This window comes from Streptomyces sp. NPDC005141, from assembly GCF_053599975.1.
Map to the genome: position 1 here is coordinate 209,656 of NZ_JBSFYW010000005.1, position 15,330 is coordinate 224,985.

15 protein-coding genes are annotated in these 15,330 nt (G+C 71.2%); 8 read left to right on the plus strand and 7 right to left on the minus strand.

Annotation, left to right across the window (positions count from 1 at the left end):
• The first annotated feature begins 37 nt into the window (after positions 1 to 37).
• Together meaB and ACWD68_RS06395 are read left to right on the plus strand one after the other, a co-directional pair.
• The gene (gene meaB / locus ACWD68_RS06390) at positions 38 to 994 is read left to right on the plus strand and encodes a methylmalonyl Co-A mutase-associated GTPase MeaB (RefSeq protein WP_451805320.1); all 957 of its coding nucleotides are present in this window, start codon (positions 38 to 40) and stop codon (positions 992 to 994) included.
• A gap of 202 nt (positions 995 to 1,196) precedes the next feature.
• The gene (locus ACWD68_RS06395; protein WP_451805321.1) at positions 1,197 to 2,447 is read left to right on the plus strand and encodes an MFS transporter; all 1,251 of its coding nucleotides are present in this window, start codon (positions 1,197 to 1,199) and stop codon (positions 2,445 to 2,447) included.
• A 98-nt stretch (positions 2,448 to 2,545) separates the two neighbouring features.
• On the opposite strand, the gene ACWD68_RS06400 is transcribed toward ACWD68_RS06395, so the two are convergent.
• On the minus strand, positions 2,546 to 3,376 hold the full coding sequence (locus ACWD68_RS06400; protein ID WP_451805322.1) for a PepSY domain-containing protein: 831 nt from the start codon (positions 3,374 to 3,376) through the stop codon (positions 2,546 to 2,548).
• Positions 3,377 to 3,527: 151 nt separating this feature from the next.
• On the opposite strand from ACWD68_RS06400, the gene ACWD68_RS06405 reads away from it, so the two are divergent.
• Both ACWD68_RS06405 and ACWD68_RS06410 read left to right on the plus strand, forming a co-directional pair.
• On the plus strand, positions 3,528 to 4,190 hold the full coding sequence (locus ACWD68_RS06405) for a response regulator transcription factor (protein WP_451805323.1): 663 nt from the start codon (positions 3,528 to 3,530) through the stop codon (positions 4,188 to 4,190).
• The gene (locus tag ACWD68_RS06410; protein WP_451805324.1) at positions 4,187 to 5,713 is read left to right on the plus strand and encodes a sensor histidine kinase; all 1,527 of its coding nucleotides are present in this window, start codon (positions 4,187 to 4,189) and stop codon (positions 5,711 to 5,713) included. Before ACWD68_RS06405 ends, ACWD68_RS06410 begins: the two co-directional genes overlap by 4 nt.
• A gap of 6 nt (positions 5,714 to 5,719) precedes the next feature.
• Here the strand turns inward: ACWD68_RS06410 and ACWD68_RS06415 are convergent, their stop codons facing one another.
• The 4 genes from ACWD68_RS06415 to ACWD68_RS06430 form a co-directional block, all read right to left on the minus strand.
• Positions 5,720 to 6,196, minus strand: a complete 477-nt coding sequence (locus ACWD68_RS06415; protein WP_365879541.1) for a MarR family winged helix-turn-helix transcriptional regulator — start codon at positions 6,194 to 6,196, stop codon at positions 5,720 to 5,722.
• Positions 6,197 to 6,289: 93 nt separating this feature from the next.
• Entirely contained in the window at positions 6,290 to 7,090 is an 801-nt protein-coding gene (locus ACWD68_RS06420; RefSeq protein ID WP_451805325.1) for an AIM24 family protein, read from the minus strand.
• Positions 7,087 to 7,737 carry an AIM24 family protein gene (locus ACWD68_RS06425; protein ID WP_451805326.1) on the minus strand — a complete coding sequence of 217 codons (651 nt, stop codon included), beginning with the start codon at positions 7,735 to 7,737 and terminating at the stop codon, positions 7,087 to 7,089. Before ACWD68_RS06425 ends, ACWD68_RS06420 begins: the two co-directional genes overlap by 4 nt.
• Position 7,738: 1 nt before the next feature.
• A complete protein-coding gene (locus ACWD68_RS06430; RefSeq protein WP_451805354.1) occupies positions 7,739 to 8,371 on the minus strand; it encodes an AIM24 family protein in 633 nt (210 codons plus the stop codon).
• 193 nt (positions 8,372 to 8,564) lie between these two features.
• On the opposite strand from ACWD68_RS06430, the gene ACWD68_RS06435 reads away from it, so the two are divergent.
• From ACWD68_RS06435 to ACWD68_RS06450, 4 genes are all read left to right on the plus strand, one after another.
• Positions 8,565 to 8,909, plus strand: a complete 345-nt coding sequence (locus ACWD68_RS06435; RefSeq protein WP_451805327.1) for a DUF3817 domain-containing protein — start codon at positions 8,565 to 8,567, stop codon at positions 8,907 to 8,909.
• Positions 8,906 to 9,199, plus strand: coding sequence for an MTH1187 family thiamine-binding protein (locus ACWD68_RS06440; RefSeq protein WP_328553354.1), 294 nt, complete (start codon positions 8,906 to 8,908; stop codon positions 9,197 to 9,199). The genes ACWD68_RS06435 and ACWD68_RS06440 overlap by 4 nt, the downstream gene beginning before the upstream one ends.
• Before the next feature lie 240 nt (positions 9,200 to 9,439).
• Entirely contained in the window at positions 9,440 to 11,227 is a 1,788-nt protein-coding gene (locus tag ACWD68_RS06445; protein WP_451805328.1) for a glycosyltransferase family 2 protein, read from the plus strand.
• A 3-nt stretch (positions 11,228 to 11,230) separates the two neighbouring features.
• Positions 11,231 to 13,186 (plus strand): galactose oxidase-like domain-containing protein, encoded by a 1,956-nt coding sequence (locus ACWD68_RS06450; protein ID WP_451805329.1) that lies wholly within the window; start codon positions 11,231 to 11,233, stop codon positions 13,184 to 13,186.
• Here the strand turns inward: ACWD68_RS06450 and ACWD68_RS06455 are convergent.
• Positions 13,179 to 14,177, minus strand: a complete 999-nt coding sequence (locus ACWD68_RS06455) for a glycoside hydrolase family 6 protein (protein WP_451805330.1) — start codon at positions 14,175 to 14,177, stop codon at positions 13,179 to 13,181. The two genes, ACWD68_RS06450 and ACWD68_RS06455, sit on opposite strands and share 8 nt — an antisense overlap.
• Before the next feature lie 96 nt (positions 14,178 to 14,273).
• Positions 14,274 to 15,257 carry a DUF5937 family protein gene (locus ACWD68_RS06460; protein ID WP_451805331.1) on the minus strand — a complete coding sequence of 328 codons (984 nt, stop codon included), beginning with the start codon at positions 15,255 to 15,257 and terminating at the stop codon, positions 14,274 to 14,276.
• Between the last annotated feature and the right edge of the window lie 73 nt (positions 15,258 to 15,330).

Genomic DNA, 15,330 nt, shown 5'->3' on the forward strand with positions numbered 1-15,330 from the left:
GCGTTTCGACCGACGACCTCTCGTGAACGGAGCTGTGATGCAGGACGTCTCCTCGCTGGTGACCCAGGCCAGGGAAGGACGGCCGCGGGCCGTGGCCCGGCTGATCTCCCTGGTGGAGGGCGCGGCACCGCAGCTCCGTGAGGTCATGGCCGCGCTGGCCCCGCTGACCGGCAACGCGTACGTGGTGGGCCTCACCGGCTCGCCCGGCGTCGGCAAGTCGACCTCGACGTCGGCGCTGGTGACGGCCTACCGGCGGCAGGGCAAGCGGGTCGGTGTGCTGGCCGTCGACCCGTCCTCGCCGTTCTCCGGGGGCGCGCTCCTCGGCGACCGCGTCCGGATGTCCGACCACGCCTCGGACCCTGGCGTCTACATCCGCTCGATGGCGACGCGCGGCCACCTGGGCGGACTGGCCTGGTCGGCCCCCCAGGCGATCCGCGTCCTGGACGCGGCCGGCTGCGACGTGATCCTGGTGGAGACCGTCGGCGTCGGCCAGTCCGAGGTCGAGATCGCGTCCCAGGCCGACACCTCGGTGGTGCTGCTGGCCCCCGGGATGGGCGACGGCATCCAGGCGGCCAAGGCCGGAATCCTGGAGATCGGCGACGTGTACGTCGTCAACAAGGCCGACCGCGACGGCGCCGACGCCACCGCCCGCGAGCTCAACCACATGCTCGGCCTCGGTGAGTCCCGAGGTCCTGGCGACTGGCGTCCGCCGATCGTCAAGACCGTGGCCGCGCGCGGCGAGGGCATCGACGAGGTCGTCGAGGCCCTGGAGAAGCACCGGGCGTGGATGGAGGAGCACGGCGTGCTGGCCGAGCGCCGGCTCGCCCGGGCCTCCCAGGAGGTCGAGACGATCGCCGTCACCGCGCTGCGCCAACGCATCGGCGACCTCCACGGGGACCGCCGCCTGAGCGCCCTCGCGGAGCGCATCGTGGCAGGCGAACTGGATCCCTACCGGGCCGCGGACTCGCTGGTCGAGGGCCTGACGGAGTCCTGAGCGAGCACACCCCGACGGCGGGTGCGGGACGGCCGGGAGAAACACCTGGCCGACTCCCCGCACCCGCTGTTACGTTGAGCGGCATGTTCCTCCTCTTGGCATAGGGCCCGCCCAGGCTCGCGACGCACGGACGGCATTCCGGCCGCGGCGTCGCGGCACTCCGGCGACCCCTGTCCCGCCTCGCTGTTGAGGAACTCCTTTCATGTCTGCGTCATCCTCGCGGCCGTCCTACGCCGCGCTCTTCCGCATTCCCCATGCCCGCCGCACCTTCGTCGCGGCCATGACCGGCCGTCTGTCGTACGGCGTCGTCCCGCTTGCCATGATGCTCACCACCACCCGGGCCACCGGGTCGTACGCCGTGGCCGGCACGGTCATGGCGCTGTTCGGCGCGATGAGTGTGTTCCTGTCGCCCGCGCGAGCTGCGCTGATCGACCGGCACGGCGCCCGCCGTGCCCTGATCCCCATGGCCTCGCTCTACGCGGGCCTGCTCGCGGCCTTCGCGGCCACGGCCTGGCGCCCCGGCGCACCGGCCGCGGCGCTCGGCGCGCTGGCGGTCGCCGCGGGCGCCTGCACGCCGCCGCTCGGCCCCACGATGCGTGCCGTGTGGGGCGAAGTGGTCCAGGACGAGCGGCTGTTGCAGCGCGCCTACAGCCTGGACGGTGTCGTGGAGGAGATCCTCTTCGTCTCCGGACCGCTGCTCGTCGGCGCGGTCGTCCAGACGGCACCGCCGGCCGCGGCGGTCGCGCTGAGCGCCCTGCTGGTGTGGTCAGGAACCCTGGCGTTCGTCCTCTCCCCGGTCGTGGCGGGCGTCCGTCCGGCCGCGGCGAAGGCGGCGCACGGCGGGCGCCGTTGGCGTGGCGGACGTGCACTCGCCCAGCCCGTCGTCGTCGCGCTCGGCGTCGGACTGTCCCTGGGCGCCGTCGACCTCCTGGTCATGGCGTTCGCCGAGCAACGCCACCACGGCGCGGGCGTGGTGGCCTGGGTGCTCGCCGCACTGTCGCTGGGCAGCGCGCTGGGCGGCCTGCTGAACGGCGCGGTCGACTGGCGGATGTCCCCGGGCGTACGGCTGCCTCTGCTCGCCGCGGGTCTCGGCCTAGCGCTGCTCGCCGCCGCGCTCGCTCCGGGTCTCGTCACCCTGACCCTGGCCATCGTCTGCGCCGGATTCTTCGTCGCCCCGGCCCTGACGACGTCCTACCTGATCGCCGACGCGGCCGCCCCGCCCGGCTTTCGCACCCAGGCCGGCGCCTGGGTCAACACCGCGGTGAACGCCGGGAGTTCCGGCGGCGCCGCCGGTGCGGGCCTGCTGGTGGGCCAGGTGTCCCTGGGCTGGTGCTTCGCGATCTCGGGCGCGGTGGCCCTGGCGGCGGGCATGATCGCGCTGCGGACCACGCCCACGGCGCCCGCACCGGCGGGCGAGGCCGCGACGGCCGAGGCCGAGCCGAGCAGCGTCTGACCGCCGCGGTCACCGGGGCTCCACGCGCGGCTCCCCGCGGGGCGGAGCAGCCCGCGAGGGCGGCACCCACACGTGGGTGCCGCCCTCGCGGATGCCGGTCAGTCGTCGTCCGACCCCCGCTCCGCACCGTCGTCCGACCCCCGCTCCGCACTGTCGTCCGACCCGTGCCCCGCGCCATGGTGCGACGTGTGTCCGGCTCCGTCGTCCGACCCGCGCGCCGTCCGGTCGTCCGACCCGTGCTCCGTCCGGTCGTCCGATCCACGTGCCGTCCGGTCGTCGGACACGTCGTCCGACCCGGCGTCCGATCCGTGGTCCGGTGTGATGCGGCCCGTGCGGAGGTCGATCCGCCACTCCTGCTCGATGCCGTTCGGCGTCAGGGTCTCCACGTCCCAGGCGCGTGTCCCGTCGTCGTCGACGTCGATCGAGGTGACCGTGCCCTTGGCCGCGGCGGCCCGGGCGGCCTCGGCCGCCGAGACGGAGGTGCCCGTGAGCGCGGCCCGTACCCGGGCGGTGTCGTCCTCGTGTTCGGTCCGGGAGCCGAGCACCTTGCCGGTGGTCGGGTCGACCCGGACGTCGTGCCAGGCGCCCGCCGGGTCGATGATCTCGACCTCCCAGATCACGGCGCCGTGCTCGTCGTCGAGTTCGGCGCCGACGGCGGTGCCCGGCGTGTGGGCCAGCGCGCGGGTGACGGCGTCCTCCGCGGTCAGGGCCGTGCGGCCGGCCGCGCCCGTACCCTCGGCCGTGGCCGTGGCCGTGGCCGTGGCCGTACGTTCGGCCGTGGCGTCCCGGGCGTCGTCCGTCCCCGGCTGCACGCTCGACCGTTTCGCCGGTGCCGTCGCGTCGTTCCCCGTGACGGCGAGGGCCGTCGCCGTGCCTCCGGCGATGAGGGTCGCGGCCGCGACCGTGGCGATGACGATGTTGCGCTTCATGGAGAGCCTCCCGGTATCCACTGATTCCCGCTGTTCCGTCCAGGTCGGTCCGCCGGAGCGGTTCGACGGGGACCAATCTGAGGGATGGACGCTGAAGGCAGCCTGAAGAAACCTGAAGCCGTCTTCAGGTTCGGTTTGCGACGCTGTGCTCATGCGCCTGTTGATCGTGGAGGACGAGAAGCGGCTCGCCCTGTCGCTCGCGAGGGGTCTGAGGGCCGAGGGCTACGCCGTGGACGTCGTGCACGACGGGCTCGAAGGACTGCACCGGGCCGCCGAGGGACACCACGACCTCGTCGTTCTCGACATCATGCTGCCCGGCATGAACGGCTACCGCGTCTGCGCCGCGCTCCGTTCCGCCGGACACGACGTCCCGATCCTGATGCTCACCGCCAAGGACGGCGAGTACGACGAGGCCGAGGGACTCGACACGGGCGCCGACGACTATCTGACGAAGCCCTTCTCCTATGTGGTGCTCGTCGCCCGCATCAAGGCGCTGCTGCGGCGGCGCGGGCAGGCCGGTGCCTCGCCCGTGCACGTCCTCGGCCGCATGGAGGTCGACACCGCCGCCCGGCGCGTGCTGCGCGACGGGGACGAAGTCGCGCTCACCACGAAGGAGTTCTCCGTCCTCGAACACCTGGTGCTCCGGGCGGGCGAGGTCGTCTCCAAGGCCGAGATCCTCGAACACGTCTGGGACTTCGCCTACGACGGCGACCCCAACATCGTCGAGGTCTACGTCAGCGCGCTGCGCCGCAAACTCGGCGCCGAGACGATCCGGACCGTGCGCGGGGCCGGCTACCGCCTGGACGCGCGATGAGGCGCCCGTTCGGGTCCGTACGGGCCAAGGCGACCCTCGCCGCCACGGTCGTGGTCGCCGTCGCGCTCGTCGCCGCGGGCGCCGCCGTGCTCCTCTCGCTGCGAGCCGACCTCGTCGACCAGGCGGACGCCCAGGCCGACTCGGCGGCCCGTCACGTGGCCTCGCAGCTGGCCGCGGGCATCGCCTACGGGGACCTGGAGCTCGGCGACGCCGAGGAGCACCCGGTGCAGGTGGCCGAGGAGGAGGGAGGGCTGGTCGCCGCGAGCGAGGACCTGGAGAGCGTGGACGGGACGGGGGTCTCCGCAGTGCGGCCGAGCGCGAGCCGGAGCCCGAGCGCGAGCCCGGCCCCGTCCGTGACCGCCGAGGACGACGACGGCGGGGACGACGACGGGAAGGACGACAACCACGGCAGGCGGAGCGGCCGCGGCAGTGGCAGTGGCAGTGGCAGCGGGGACGACGACGCCGGGCGGGACGACGACGATCCCGCGGTGGGGCAGATCTCCGAGGACGTGCGCAACAGCCAGGGGACCGCCACCGTCGACGGCGACACCGCGGCGTACCGGTTCGCGGCCGTCGAGGTCACCACCCCCCAGGACGTCACCCTCACCGTGCACGCGGGCGCCCCGCTCGCCGCCGAACAGGGAGCCGTCCGGACCGCCCTGACGGCGATGCTGATCGGCCTGCCGCTCCTCCTGGCGACGGTGGCAGGCGTCACCTGGCGGGTGACCCGGCGCGCCCTGCGCCCCGTCGAGGGGATCCGCGGCGAGATGGCCGCCATCACCGCCTCGCAGGACCTCGCGCGGCGCGTGCCCGTTCCCGCCGCGCACGACGAGGTCGCCCGGCTGGCCCGGACCACGAACGAGACGCTGGCCGCGCTGGAGGCCTCGGTGGAGCGGCAGCGCCGGTTCGTCGCCGACGCCTCGCACGAGCTGCGCAGCCCCATCGCCTCGCTGCGGACCCAGCTGGAGGTGGGCGCCGCCCATCCGGAGCTGCTCGACGTGGCGGGCGCGGTCGAGGACACCGTACGGCTGCAACGGCTGGCCGCGGACCTGCTGCTGCTCGCCCGGCTGGACGCGGGGGAGCGGCCGGTGGACGGACGCTTCGACCTGGGCGTCCTCGCGGTGGAGGAGGGCGAACGCCGGGCCGGGGTCGCGGTCGCGGCCGATGACGAGCTGGAGGTGGCCGGGTCCCGGGGGCAGGTGGGGCGGCTGCTGGCCAATCTGCTGGACAACGCGCGCCGGCATGCCCGGGAGCGGGTCGAGGTGCGGGTGCGCGGCGACGGCGCGTGGGCGGTGCTGACCGTCGCCGACGACGGGGACGGGATCCCCGCCGGTCAGCGCGATCGGGTCTTCGAGCGGTTCGTACGGCTCGACGACGCCCGCAGCCGGGACGACGGCGGAGCCGGTCTCGGCCTCGCCATCGCCCGGGATGTCGCCGTACGGCACGGCGGGACGCTCACGGTCGGTGAGGCGCCCGCAGGCGGAGCGCTCTTCGAGCTCCGGCTGCCGCGCCGGACCTTCTGACGGGGGCTACGGCTTGCCGCGCTGCCCCAGCAAGTGCTCGGCGATCGGCCGCAGCGACTTGTGCAGGTCCTCCAGCGCCTCGGGTGACACCAGGTCGATGAAGTGCCTCCGTACGGACGCCACATGATGCGGCGAGACCTTCTTCATCGTCTCCATGCCGTGCTCGGTGAGGACGGCGTACAGCCCTCGCCGGTCGGACTCGCAGTTCTCCCGGCGCACCAGGTCCGCGTTCTCCATGCGCGTGATCTGGTGCGAGAGGCGGCTCTTGGACTGGAGGGTGGCGGACGCGAGGTCGCTCATCCGCATGCGTACGCCCTCCGACTCGGAGAGGTTCACCAGAATCTCGTAGTCGTTCATCGTCAGCCCGAACGGCTGAAGATCCCTTTCGAGCTGGTACGTCAACAGCCTGTTGACCTCCAGGTGGGTGCGCCAGGCGCACTGCTCCGCATCGGTCAGCCAGCGCGTGGCCGTCTCGGTCTCCATGAATGAAGTCTACCTAAAATGTTGAAAGGCGAACTAGTGAGGGTGTGTGTGACTGCGCGCACGCGTTCGATGTCACACTCCGCAGACTACCGCTCACAGCCCGAAGCGACGCTGGAGGTCCCCCAGCTGTCCGGGAAGGCGCGGTGCGCCGGCCTGCTGCCCGTGCTGACCGGGCACCCCTCCCGCGCCGGGCACTCCGGGCTGCTGCGGGACCGCCCCCGTGGCCTGCTCCGCCATCAGGATCTCGGTGGACTGGAGCAGCACCGTGCCCGCCCCCACGAACTCGAACTGGTGCTCCTCCCCGGAAGCCCCTCCGAGGCCCGTCATCGCACGTAGACCGCCCATCACACCGGTCATGTACCCGTGGTCGTAGTGGTGGCACGGGGACGGGCAGTCCGCCCATCCGACCAGGGCCTGCGGGTCCACCCGGATCGGGGGTTCCATGAACACCACCGGACCGTTGGACGCGGCCACGAACTTGCCGGTTCCGATCAGCGTCAGAAAGCCCGGCACGATCGATTGCTTGAGTGCCAGACTTGGCTGAAAAGCGAGCAAGTTGCCGGAGCGAATGGTCAGGTTGCCCTCGTCCAAGTCGTACGAATTCACGTCGAAGGCCCGGTCGGCGAGGAGCATCTTGCCCGAACCCTCCGCCACGACCCAGTCGCTCGCGTGCAGAGGCGAATGGAACGACGTACGGACAAGTCGGTCCAGACGGCCGTGCCCGATGCCGTTGAACTCCATCGACCCGTAGTAGGCGATCATCTTGCCCTTCTGCAGGAACCACTGGCTCCCCTTGAGCTCCACGCAGAAGGTGTAGTTGTTGACGTTGTCGTCGACCGGCAGCGACATCGGATCGTGGATCACCGGGCCGCCCGGGGCTCCGTACCCGCTCACAGCTTCTCCTCCGAGGCCTGGACGTACACCGAACCACTCCCGCTCAGCTCCAGCTGGAACGCCTCGCCCGAACCGCGGCCCACCATGTCGCGCCAGCCCAGCGCCGTGGACAGCTTGTTGCGCACGTCGCCGTGGTGCGCCACATACGCCTGCGGGTCGACGTGCACCGGCCGCTGCGGAGTGATCGGGACCTCGAAGACACCGCCGTGCGCCATGACGGCCACCGCGCCGTGCCCCTTGAGCGTGGTCGTGAAGAGCCCCTGGCCCGTCACCTGACCCCGCACCATGCCCATCACACCGCCCTGCGAGCCCAGGAACATCGTGCCCTGCTGCAGCGTCCCGTCGAACGCCAGCAGCCGGTCCGCCTCGACGTACAAGGTGTCACCGGTGAGGCCGATCACATGGACGTGGTGGCCGCCGTGCCCGAAGAGCACCGTGCCCGCGCCCTCGACGGTCATCAGGGGAGTCGCCTCGTTGGCCAGCCGGCGGCCGATCATCGACATCACACCGCCCTGCCCGCCCTGCATGTTGGGCGTGAACGACACCTCGCCCTTGTACGCGAGCATCGCGCCGCGCTGACTGAACAGCCGCTGGCCCGGCACCACGGTGGCCTCGACCACCTTCGAATTCACCTCGCGGAACGGCATGTCACACATCCCCCGCGATCGTGTTGCGCTCACTGGGCTGGACGTAGACGAGCCCGTCGCCCTCGAAGCGCATCTGGAACGCCTCGCCGCCGCCCTCGCCCATCAGCGTGCGGAACGTCACACCGGACTGCAGCGACTGCCGCACGTTGCCCTGATGCGCGATGTACGCCCCCGGATCGACCGTCAGCGGGTACTGGGAACTGACGCGCAGCACCACCGCGGGCCCGTCCGACATGATCGCCGCCTGGCCGTGGCCCTCGACGGTGGTCGTGAACAGCCCGTTGCCCTGCGAGGCGCCGCGCAGCCCCGTGAACGTCGTGCCCGTGCGCAGACCCGCGTCCGTGGCGAGCAGATTGCTCGACTCCACGTACAGCTTGTCCCCTTGAAGGCCCACCAGATTGATCTCCGAGGCCCGGTCCGCGAACCAGCAGGTGCCGTGCCCCTTCACCTCCATCATCGTCATCTGCTCACCGGTGAGGCGCCGGGTCACCATCCCCCGTATCCCCTCACCGCCTCCGCTCAGCTTCTTGAAGGCCATCTGGCCGTCGTACGCGACCATGGAGCCGTTCTTCGCCTTCACGGCGTCCCCGGTCACGTCGACGGCCAGCACCTTGCTGCCTTGAAGTCGAAACATCGCCACGCTGTGACGGTAGCCGCAGCGCCGGACCGCCGACAGAGCCTCGGGACGGATGTCACCCCTGAGACGACCCCGAGGGGCCCCGGACCCGGGATCGCGCTCTGTGGATGCCACAATGTCCGGGACGCTTGTGCTTGCGTTCACAAAGCAGCGTTCCCCCCGACAGCGAAACTCCCACCGAAGGTGACCCGTGGACATGAAGACCGCCACCGCACTCCGACGCCTCCGCCTGGTCTCGGCCCCCGAAGCCGTCTCCTTCCTGCTGCTGCTCGTCTGCTCGGTGCTGAAGCGGACCACGGAGTTCAACGCCGTGCCCGTGATGGGCGCGATCCACGGTGTCCTCTTCGTCCTGTACGTGATCTTCTGGGCGGACGCCTGGAACCGGGCCCGGTGGAGCGCCGGCACCGGCGTCCTCTACTTCGTCCTCTCCGTCCTGCCCACCGGCGGCTTCTTCGCCGAGCGCAGGCTCAGGCGCGAGGCCGAGGACGCGGTCATCGCCTCCCGCGCCCGCAAGGAAGGGGTCGTGAACGCGTGATCGTCGCGTTCTCCGTGACACCGCTCGGTGTCGGCGAGGACGTGGGGGAGTACGTCGCCGACGCCGTCCGGGTCGTCCGTGAATCGGGCCTGCCCAACCGCACCGACGCGATGTTCACCTCGATCGAGGGCGACTGGGACGAAGTGATGGCCGTCGTCAAGCGGGCCGTCGCCGTCGTCGAGGAACGCGCGCCCCGCGTCTCGGTCGTCCTCAAGGCGGACATCCGCCCCGGCGTGACGGACGGTCTCACCTCCAAGGTGGAGACGGTGGAACGACACCTGTCGTCCTGATCCCCGGGCGCGGAGCCCACACCCTGAACCCCGGTCCCTGGACCGGGGTTTTTTCGTGCCCCGACGGTCGTGGCGGCCGCGCTCACAGTGGTGAGGGCGCCTCGGGTGCGAAAGACCACCCGCCCGCACGCCCCGTGTACCCCTTCGGACGCGCCCCGTTCGACACGTAGGGAAAACTCCACTTATGTGTGGGTACCAGCCAGAACGATCATCTGACACGTTCAACCACTGGAGGGCGATGTGCGGCCCGAGGGCTACGACTACGACACCTACAGCCGACTCGCCGGACCTCTGACCCAGCCTTCGTCCGGTACGGCCTACCAGGTGCAGTACACCAAGCTCCTGTCGCGCGAACCGCACCGAATACGAGCCGTCCTGCTGATGGTCCTCGCGCCCCTTCTCACCGGCGCGCTCCTCGTCTACCTCGTCTGGCCCACGCACTGGGTGGAACGCGAGGGCGGCGAGCGATGGCTGATCACCCTCGACGTCACCATGCTCATAGCCATCGGTCTGATCGAGCTGTTCATGGTCGTCAACGTCATGAGCATCGCCCACGCGACGATGGTCGCGAGCGACCCCGTCCCCGTCGTCCCCGCTCAGGCGACCCGGGTCGCCTTCCTCACCACGTACGTCCCGGGAAAGGAACCCCTCGCCACGGTCCGCGCCACCCTCGAAGGCGCGGTCGGGATCACCCATACCGGCCCCCTCGACGTCTGGCTCCTCGACGAGGGCGACGACGAGCGGGCCAGGGCCCTCTGCGCCGAGCTCGGGGTGCGGCACTTCACCCGGAACGGGGTGCCCGAGTGGAACCGGCCCGAGGGAAGACACAAGGCCCGCACCAAGCACGGCAACTACAACGCGTGGCTCGCCCTGCACGGTCACGCGTACGACTTCCTGGCCTCGGTCGACACCGACCATGTCCCGCTGCCCGGCTTCCTCGAGCGCATGATGGGCTACTTCCGGGACCCCGATGTCGCGTTCGTCGTCGGCCCCCAGGTGTACGGGAACTACGAGAACCGCGTCACCAAGGCCGCGGAGTCCCAGCAGTTCCTCTTCCACGCCCTGATCCAGCGGGCCGGCAACCGCTACCGCGCACCCATGTTCGTCGGCACCAACAACGTCGTGCGCATCGCCGCCCTCAAGCAGGTCGGGGGGCTGTACGACTCCATCACCGAGGACATGGCCACCGGGTTCGAGCTGCATCTGCACCGGAATCCGAGGACGGGCAGGCACTGGCGGTCCGTCTACACACCGGACGTCCTCGCCGTCGGTGAGGGACCGTCCTCCTGGACCGACTTCTTCACCCAGCAGCTGCGCTGGTCGCGCGGCACCTACGAGACCCTGTTCAAGCAGTACTGGAAGGCGCCTTTCACCATGCCTTGCGGCCGGCTGTTCTCGTACACCCTGATGCTCGTCTACTACCCGATGACGGCCGTCAACTGGCTGCTGGGCATCCTCAGCTGCTTCCTGTTCCTCTGGTTCGGGGCCTCCGGCACCCAGGTCACGGCCTCCGTGTGGCTGATGCTCTACAGCGACGCCGCCGCCCTCCAGATCGGCCTGTACCTCTGGAACCGGCGCCACAACGTCTCGCCGCACGAACCCGAGGGATCCGGCGGTCTGGCCGGCATGGCGATGTCGGCCCTGTCGGCCCCCATCTATCTGAAGTCGCTGGGCGCGGCCCTGCTCCGGCGCCCCAGCCGCTTCGTCGTCACCCCCAAGGGCGGCGACGCCAGCCCCGACCGGCTCCAGACCTTCCGCGTCCACCTCGGCTGGGCCGTACTCCTCGCCGTCTCGCTCGGCGCGTCGGTGGTTCTCGGGCACACCCACGCGGCCATGCGGACCTGGGCGCTGCTGGCCATGGGGATCTCCCTCGCACCGGTCGCGGTGTGGGTCCTCACCCTGGTCGAGGAGCGCCGGACCTGGCTGACACGGCGTCCCCCGGCCCGGGTTCCCGACAGCCACGAACCGGCGCCGGCCGCGGGCGGCACCTCCATCACGGTCACCGGCTCCACGACAGGAGGCACCTAGGCCATGGCGTACCGGCCCTCGAAGAAGACGAAGAAGACGGTGCTCGGCATCGCGGGAATCGCCGTCCTCGCGGGACTCAACGCCCCGGCGGCGCTCGACTTCGCGGGCGAGCAGTACTACGAGTACAAGATCTCCCGGCCCGCCTACAAGGCGAAGTACGGCTCCTGGAGCCGGATCGACATCCCCGAGCGGTACCGCACCAACGCGATCCACGCGGCCCTGCTGCACACGGGGAAGGTGCTCATCGTCGCCGGGTCGGGCAACGAACAGAAGAAGTTCGACAAGGGGTCCTTCGACACCGTCCTGTGGGATCCGAGGACGGACACCTTCAAGAAGGTCCCCACCCCGGACGACTTCTTCTGCTCCGGGCACGCCCAGCTTCCCGACGGCAGGATGCTCGTGGCGGGCGGCACCGCCCGCTACGAACGGCTGGACGGCGAGGTCCGTCGGGCCGGCGGCGGCATGCGCGTGAAGAACGAGAACCCCGACAAGGCCGTCGTCCTCAAGAAGGGCACCGTCTTCCGCTCACCCGCCGGTGTCGACTACACCAGCAGGTTCGACGTGACGATCCCCAGGGCCAAGCGGAACCAGATCATCACGTACGACCGGGCCGGTGTCATGCAGCCCTGGACGACCAAGGTCACCGCCGGCGAGGCCCGCGTCTTCGTGGAGGCCGAGGAGGAAGGGCCGCGGTCCGTCACCGACAGGCAGGCCCAGTACGAGATCGTCGGTCTGCGGGGCGAGAACGCCGCCAACACGTACGGCCTCTCCGGGAGGATCACCCTGGAGAAGCAGGACTTCCAGGGCATCAGGGCCGCCTACGAGTTCGACCCGAAGGCCGAGAAGTACATCCCCGTCGACCCGATGGGCAAGGCCCGCTGGTACCCGACCCTCGTCGGACTCGACGACGGGCGGGTCCTCGCCGTCTCCGGCCTCGACGACGTCGGGGTCATCGACCCCGGCGACAACGAGATCTACGACCCGAGGACCAAGAAGTGGAGCCCCGGCCCCCACCGCTACTTCCCCACCTACCCGGCCCTCTTCCTCACCAAGGGCGGCAAGCTCTTCTACCCGGCCTCCAACGCCGGATACGGACCCGCCGACCAGGGCCGCGAGGCGGGCCTGTGGGACCTGAGGACCAACACGTTCGAGAAGGTGCCCGGCCTGCGGGACGCCGACGAGACGGAGACCTCCGCCTCGCTCCTGCTCCCGCCCGCCCAGGACCAGAAGGTGATGATCCTCGGCGGCGGAGGCGTCGGCGAGTCCAAGAAGTCCACCCGGCGCACCGCCGTCGTCGACCTCAAGAAGGACAGCCCGGCCTTCCAGGACGGCCCCGAGCTTCCCCAGGGCACGCGCTATCTGAACAGCGTGATCATGCCGGACGACTCCGTCTTCACGACCAACGGCTCCGAGGACTACCGCGGCCGCGGCGCCAGCAACATCCTCAAGGCACAGTTCTACGACCCCAAGGGCAACGTCTTCCATGAGGCGGCGTCCCCGCGGGTGGGCCGCAACTACCACTCCGAGGCGCTGCTCCTGCCCGACGGCCGTGTGGCCACCTTCGGCTCCGACCCTCTCTTCGACGACCGGCGGAACACCAAACTGGGCCACTTCGAACAGCGCATGGAAATCTTCACCCCGCCCGCCCTGCACAGGAACGGCAAGGACCGCCCGGTGCTGGGCCACGGCCCCGAAGCGCTCGACCGGAGCCACCGGGCGACCTTCGCCACCGATCACCCGGAACGGGTCGCCAAGGCCCGGCTGATGCGCCCCAGCGCCGTCACCCACACCACGGACGTCGAACAGCGGTCGATCGAGCTGGGGCTGACGAAGACCGGGAACTCCGTCACCGTCGACGTGCCGAAGGACCCCACGCTGGTGCCGCCCGGCTGGTACATGCTCTTCGTGACGGACGATCAGGGAACGCCGTCCGAGGCGAAGTGGATCCAGGTCATGTGACGGAGTTGCGCGCCAGCTCCAGGGCGTAGTCCGGCCACCACTGTCCGGCGGCCGGTCCGCCCGCGCAGGCTCCGTCCGACTCGCCCGGCCGCTTGATCCACAGGTAGGCGTCGAGGGCCGGCTCTCCGGTGGCGGTGGTCGGCGGGGTGCCCAGTGCCCGGCCGGGCGGGTTGCACCAGGCGCCCTCCAGCGGGCCGTTGCCGTTGCGGCTGGAGTCGACGACGAAGTGCTTGCCGCCGAGTCGTACGGACAGGCCGAGGCCGTACTCCTTGGTGGTGGTGTCCGTCTGGAAGTTGGAGACGTTGAGGGAGAAGCCGTCGGCGTTCGCGATCCCGGCGCGCTCCAGGGGCTCGACCAGTTTCCCGGCGTCGCGGATCCAGGCCGGGTTCCCGGCGTCCAGATACACCCTGGTGCGCGGCTGGCGCTTCAGCCGGACGATCGCCTCGTTCAGCAACTGTTCACGCTCGGCGTGGTACTCGACCGGCGTGCAGCCGTCCGCGATGTGCGCGATCGCGTCCGGTTCCAGGATCACCAGGGCACGGCTGTCGCCGAGGGCGTCGGCGAACAGGCCGATCCACCGCCGGTAGGCGTCCGCGTCCGCAGCTCCGCCCGCCGAGTGCTGGCCGCAGTCCCGGTGCGGGATGTCGTACGCCACGAACAGCGCCGTGCGCCCTTCCCGGGTCGCGGACGCGGTCGCCGAGCGGACCGCCGGGCCCGGATCGGTCTCGCCGGCCGGCCACAGCGCGACGGGCTGGTCCGCGATCCGCTTCAGCAGAGCGGCGTCCCGGGTGCGGCCCTGCCCCCGCCACAGCTGGATCTGCTGTGCCGCGGGGCCGGTCGGGTCGACCCAGAAGGGGGAGCGTGCGGCGGTTCCCCTCCGCTGCGAGGCGGCGCCGACGGCGGAGGCCTCGTCGACCTCGGGCGCGGGCGAGCAGCCCGCCACGAGCCCGAGCGCCGCGAGTGCCGCGAGGGTGTGGATCAGCCGGGGCATGCTGCTCCCTTGCGCGAAGGTGACGACAGGTCACCAATCGTTGCACAACGGGACATCACGGCGGAGAAGCGGCGTGGCGTGGTGAGCGTCCCCGGGTCAGCCGCCGCCCGAGGCCAGCGCGATCCCGAGCGGCGTCCGCTCGTACAGCAGGTGGTGCCCGTACCGGCGCGAGACGAGCAGGCCCGCGTCGCGCAGGGCGGCGAGATGCGCGGAGACCGACGACGGCGCGAGACGCAGCCGGTGGGCCAGAGCCGTCGTGGTGCCCGGTTCGTCGAGCGCGGTGAGCACGGCGGCCCGGCCGCGCCCGAGCAGACGTACGAGCGCGTCGGGGGTGCGGTCCGTCGGCTCGGCCCACAGGCCGCCGATGCCGCGTGCCGGGTAGACGAGCGTCGGCTGCCAGGGGGGTTCGAAGCCGCTGATCACGTCCGGCCAGGAGAAGACGCTCGGCATCAGGACCAGGCCCTGTCCTGACAGGTGCCGTTCGTGCCGGGCCCCGACCTCGACGGTCAGGGTGTGGGAGCGCCAGCCGAACCGCCCGTCGATCTCCGGCAGCAGTCCGCCGAGGCCGACCTGTGCGAGCCGCCGCGAGTGGAAGGCGATGTCGGCCTCCAGCAGGGCACGCAGCCGGGGCCAGTCGGGTTCGACGAGGGTGTGCCAGGCCAGTTCCAGCAGGTCGGTCAGTTCCCGCACCATGCGCACCGGGTCGGCCAGCAGAGCCCGGCCGCGCGGTGAGGTGAGCGCGCCGGGGGTGTCGGCGAGGGAGCGTGCGCTCTCCTCGCGGGCCACCGCGGGATCGGCCGTGCGCACCGCGGCGATCTCCTCCTCGAAACTCGCCGCCGGGCCGAGCGGAGGCGGGCCGAGCCAGTCGGGGGAATAGCCGCGCTGCGGCATCAGCAGCCAGAGCGGCGCGAGGTCGAGTCCGGCGGCGGCCGCGCGGATGCGGCGCAGCCAATGCGCGTGATAGCCGTACCGGGCGGGCCGGTTGAGTGTGCGCACCGCCTCCTGGGTCTCCCACAGCGGCGACACCGCGAAGCGGCAGTTGAGGAGGTCGTCCTCCCCGAAGTGCAGCAGTGACGGCATGGCACGACCCCAGAAGATTCGGCTGACGCCGAAACTCTACGGGGCACGGAGCGCGTCCGGGCACGCTGTCGCC

Coding starts and splice junctions, on each gene's coding strand:
- meaB (WP_451805320.1), top strand. CDS start 38: ATGCAGGACGTCTCCTCGCTGGTGACCCAGGCCAGGGAAGGACGGCCG.
- ACWD68_RS06415 (WP_365879541.1), bottom strand. CDS start 6,196: ATGGAGACCGAGACGGCCACGCGCTGGCTGACCGATGCGGAGCAGTGC.
- ACWD68_RS06460 (WP_451805331.1), bottom strand. CDS start 15,257: ATGCCGTCACTGCTGCACTTCGGGGAGGACGACCTCCTCAACTGCCGC.
- ACWD68_RS06455 (WP_451805330.1), bottom strand. CDS start 14,177: ATGCCCCGGCTGATCCACACCCTCGCGGCACTCGCGGCGCTCGGGCTC.
- ACWD68_RS06405 (WP_451805323.1), top strand. CDS start 3,528: ATGCGCCTGTTGATCGTGGAGGACGAGAAGCGGCTCGCCCTGTCGCTC.
- ACWD68_RS06400 (WP_451805322.1), bottom strand. CDS start 3,376: ATGAAGCGCAACATCGTCATCGCCACGGTCGCGGCCGCGACCCTCATC.
- ACWD68_RS06410 (WP_451805324.1), top strand. CDS start 4,187: ATGAGGCGCCCGTTCGGGTCCGTACGGGCCAAGGCGACCCTCGCCGCC.
- ACWD68_RS06425 (WP_451805326.1), bottom strand. CDS start 7,737: ATGCCGTTCCGCGAGGTGAATTCGAAGGTGGTCGAGGCCACCGTGGTG.
- ACWD68_RS06395 (WP_451805321.1), top strand. CDS start 1,197: ATGTCTGCGTCATCCTCGCGGCCGTCCTACGCCGCGCTCTTCCGCATT.
- ACWD68_RS06430 (WP_451805354.1), bottom strand. CDS start 8,371: ATGTTTCGACTTCAAGGCAGCAAGGTGCTGGCCGTCGACGTGACCGGG.
- ACWD68_RS06450 (WP_451805329.1), top strand. CDS start 11,231: ATGGCGTACCGGCCCTCGAAGAAGACGAAGAAGACGGTGCTCGGCATC.